7 protein-coding genes are annotated in these 3,119 nt (G+C 39.6%); 3 read left to right on the forward strand and 4 right to left on the reverse strand.

Features of this window, described 5'->3' with window-relative positions; all coding sequences use genetic code 11:
• Positions 1-118: 118 nt before the first annotated feature.
• From MICAI_RS08370 to MICAI_RS08380, 4 genes are all read right to left on the reverse strand, one after another.
• Entirely contained in the window at positions 119-529 is a 411-nt protein-coding gene (locus MICAI_RS08370; protein ID WP_008200358.1) for a DUF1036 domain-containing protein, read from the reverse strand.
• Positions 530-532: 3 nt separating this feature from the next.
• Positions 533-658, reverse strand: coding sequence for a hypothetical protein (locus MICAI_RS27550; RefSeq protein WP_008200360.1), 126 nt, complete (start codon positions 656-658; stop codon positions 533-535).
• 103 nt (positions 659-761) lie between these two features.
• Positions 762-1,274 (reverse strand): GTPase family protein, encoded by a 513-nt coding sequence (locus MICAI_RS08375; protein ID WP_008200362.1) that lies wholly within the window; start codon positions 1,272-1,274, stop codon positions 762-764.
• Between the two features lie 40 nt (positions 1,275-1,314).
• A complete protein-coding gene (locus MICAI_RS08380) occupies positions 1,315-1,785 on the reverse strand; it encodes a GTPase (protein ID WP_008200364.1) in 471 nt (156 codons plus the stop codon).
• Positions 1,786-2,343: 558 nt separating this feature from the next.
• Between MICAI_RS08380 and MICAI_RS26980 the strand changes: the two genes are divergently transcribed.
• The 3 genes from MICAI_RS26980 to MICAI_RS26990 all read left to right on the forward strand — a co-directional run.
• A complete protein-coding gene (locus tag MICAI_RS26980; RefSeq protein WP_255348751.1) occupies positions 2,344-2,667 on the forward strand; it encodes a DEAD/DEAH box helicase family protein in 324 nt (107 codons plus the stop codon).
• The gene (locus MICAI_RS26985) at positions 2,645-2,887 is read left to right on the forward strand and encodes a hypothetical protein (protein ID WP_008200371.1); all 243 of its coding nucleotides are present in this window, start codon (positions 2,645-2,647) and stop codon (positions 2,885-2,887) included. Before MICAI_RS26980 ends, MICAI_RS26985 begins: the two co-directional genes overlap by 23 nt.
• Positions 2,863-3,119 (forward strand): hypothetical protein (locus MICAI_RS26990; RefSeq protein WP_232306166.1); only part of this gene is annotated, 257 nt, incomplete at its 3' end. The genes MICAI_RS26985 and MICAI_RS26990, both read left to right, overlap by 25 nt.

Here is a 3,119-nt window from a genome sequence, read left to right on the forward strand (position 1 = left end):
CTTGATAAGGGGGGTATCTGACAACTTTTAACGCCTACCTACTTAGGCACATCAATAGTGTTTCTTGTGTTAAATATAAATATTTAACATTTTCGTGATTTTAATTCATAAAAATTTTCTATTTAAGTTGTTTTGCATCCCTAAATATTTTTATAAAAATTTGATCTTCTTCACTTAAAGGAGAGCTGGAGTGATGAGTTAATCTGACAAGATAGCTTTTACTATTACCAACATCTAGTTTCTTAAATTTTTTAGTACTGTGAGATGTAACGCAGTGAGATGGTTCTTTAAGTTTAAACGGCTGATGAAAAACATTTAGTTCTGTATCTCCAGCCCACTCAAAATTATTTCCACTGCTATGAGCATAGAAATAGTAGTATCGATTATCAAGTTGCTTGGCATAGGGCGTGATTGTCTCATTTGAATGAATGCACCACCAATCCTCTGTCATAAACATACCTTCAGAAGAGTCATAATGAGCAATAGACAAATAAACTGGCATAGAGGTTTTATTTTCAAACTGAAGCATCGTTTAATCCTCCAATTCACGTCTTAGTAAATCTTGGACAGCAGGAGCTGCTAACTCAATTGGATCGGCAGGATTAATAGCCAACTTCCAGCCAGTTTTTCCTGCCGCTTTGATAATAGCAGACAGCACATTATAGAGTCTCTAACGCTTTTCCGCCGAATAATACTCGACTTGCTCGACCTTAATAGAAAGCACTGAACTTAATTCTTTCTGAATTGCTCGGCAACGACGATTAATTAATGTTGTCTTCCTGCTCAGGAGAAGGATAATTAAATTTAGTATTCCAAGTACCGGGACCAATTTTATCAACTTGATTTAGACCAATAACAAGGCGACCTTTCAAATTACCCATAACATTTTGAACGATGTCTCTGAGGATAACTATATCTTCTCGCAATGCTTTCAAATTCGCTTGAATGACATACAGGACTACATCGGCTTCTGGTAAAATTTTTTCATAAATTTTGGCATACTCTTGATCCAGTTCCAAATCTTCTCCCATGCCGGGCATATCAATTATTGCCAGCTTAACACCTTTGGGTAATTCAACAATTTTCTTGCTTGCTTCTGTTGTACCATGAGTAGTATGACTTACTTTTTCATCTAAATTAAATAGGGCATTGATTGTGGTGCTTTTACCTACCCCTGCTTTGCCGATAACAGCTACTTTAGGAGGATTTTTAAGTTCTTCTTCAATTAAACTTTCTAATAAGTTAAAGTCTTGATCACCTAGTACTTTACGCAAGTTATCAACAATCTTTTGTTATTCTGAGGAAACTTTTTTATTAAATAAACTCATTGCAAGATACTCCTTTTGGTTCAAACTCATTAATGACGTTTACGAGATTCTCAAGTCCATAACTTAAAAGAACTGAGCAAGGTACGATGTTAGTTTTTCTAATGGGAATATACAGAGAAAATCGTTCATATACGATATCTATTTTTTCAGGAATAAAAGATGATTGTTCGGGAGAAGGACAGTTTTTCATAGAATCCCAATTTTCTGGATAAACCCGATCAATTTGATTAAGTGCAATGACATAATGTGCTTGAGTTCGATTTTTACCATTGTCCGTAAGTTTTAAAAGTGCTTTTTGATCCTCAGCAAAAGCGCGAGTGTCAGCTTGAATAACCCATAAAATTACATCGGCAGAGTGAAATGTTTCATATACTTGTGCAAAATGTTCTTCGTCAGCATATTCACTTTCGCCAACTCCCGGAGTGTCGCAAAGTTGCCAAGTCCAGTCCGGGAGCATCTCACCTTTGCAATGAGCATAAATACTTAGTGGAAAAATAGGCTTTTCGAGGGTAATTCTTGTTTTAATTCTCCATGTACGCAGTCTTTAAAAGCCTCTATTTCGTTCCAAGACACGATTAAGAGTGGCTTTTAGGCTAAGTATAATTACTTATCGCGTAAGTGAGATGCTCCCTCCAGTCCTCACCCTTATTAATTTCAGATAAAATCTTACCTTCATGGCGAGTTACAACTTGAGTACAAGCCACAGCATAATCCGTACACCAATTTAGTCCAAAAAGAGTATTGGATAAGCTAGTCTTTTCTGTCCCTCTTTGACCAAAACTAGCTAAAGTTGGTAAACTACTTTGTATTATCATTGTACTAAGCTAAGACGTATTTAAACCGCTTATTCTTAGATTAGCCGAACTCCCCCCCCTACCGACGTCGGGGGGGTTGCCTCTTGCAAGAGTGCCTCGTCGCAACAAGCAATTTAAATTACGAACAGCTTATCACTGTAAGTGTTTAAAAAATAACTCCTCGTAAGGATACCAACTGGCACTTTTACCTACCCCCCCGAATACTTGATACCTTTGCCGGTTCCGGATTGACCAATAACGAGCAAGAACTCTGCCGAGCTTCCAGTAACGAACACTTACAGAGTCTTCTGGGAGAGCATAAAGCCTATATTTTCACCCTCATCCAGAAATTCAACCAAACCGTCAATCCCGACCAACCCTACAACTCCCGAAACGATATTATCATTATCAGCGACGAAGCCCACCGAACCCAGTACGGAACCCTAGCCAGCAACCTCCGGGCTGCACTTCCGGGTGCTGGTTTTATCGGTTTTACCGGCACCCCTGAAAGCTCATACACTTATGCAAGCGATCGCTCGTGCTAACCGGGTTAACGAGGGCAAAACCAACGGTTTAATCGTGGATTACTGCGGAATCCTCAGAAATCTCCGCCAAGCTCTCGCCCATCTCGCCCAAATTTCCGATCAGGGACGCAGGGAAAACCATCTTAGTCTCGACCCCACGAAACCGCAAGAAAATTTACTGGATGAATTGGCCCGATCGAGGCAGTTAAAGAATTTTTGGGGGAAAGTAACGCATCCCTAGACGCGCTCCTCGAATATAAAATACCTAGTTTCGCCTTCAATAAAGCCATTAACGACGCGAAAGAAGCGATCAATCGAAGTGATCAGGCCCGACAAAATTTTGGACTCCTCTCTCAAGAGGTCTTCCATCTTTTTAAGGCCTGTCTTAATCAGCCATCGGTTAATCACTACCGTCCGGCTCACGACACGATTAAACTTATCTATAAATGCGTTCAAGGTGATCGGGAGAAAAT

This window comes from Microcystis sp. T1-4, from assembly GCF_000297435.1.
Lineage (GTDB): Bacteria > Cyanobacteriota > Cyanobacteriia > Cyanobacteriales > Microcystaceae > Microcystis.

Bases quoted from the DNA above. Each gene is read 5' to 3' on its own strand.
- MICAI_RS08380 (WP_008200364.1), bottom strand. From the start codon at position 1,785: ATGCTCCCGGACTGGACTTGGCAACTTTGCGACACTCCGGGAGTTGGC.
- MICAI_RS08370 (WP_008200358.1), bottom strand. From the start codon at position 529: ATGCTTCAGTTTGAAAATAAAACCTCTATGCCAGTTTATTTGTCTATT.
- MICAI_RS26985 (WP_008200371.1), top strand. From the start codon at position 2,645: ATGCAAGCGATCGCTCGTGCTAACCGGGTTAACGAGGGCAAAACCAAC.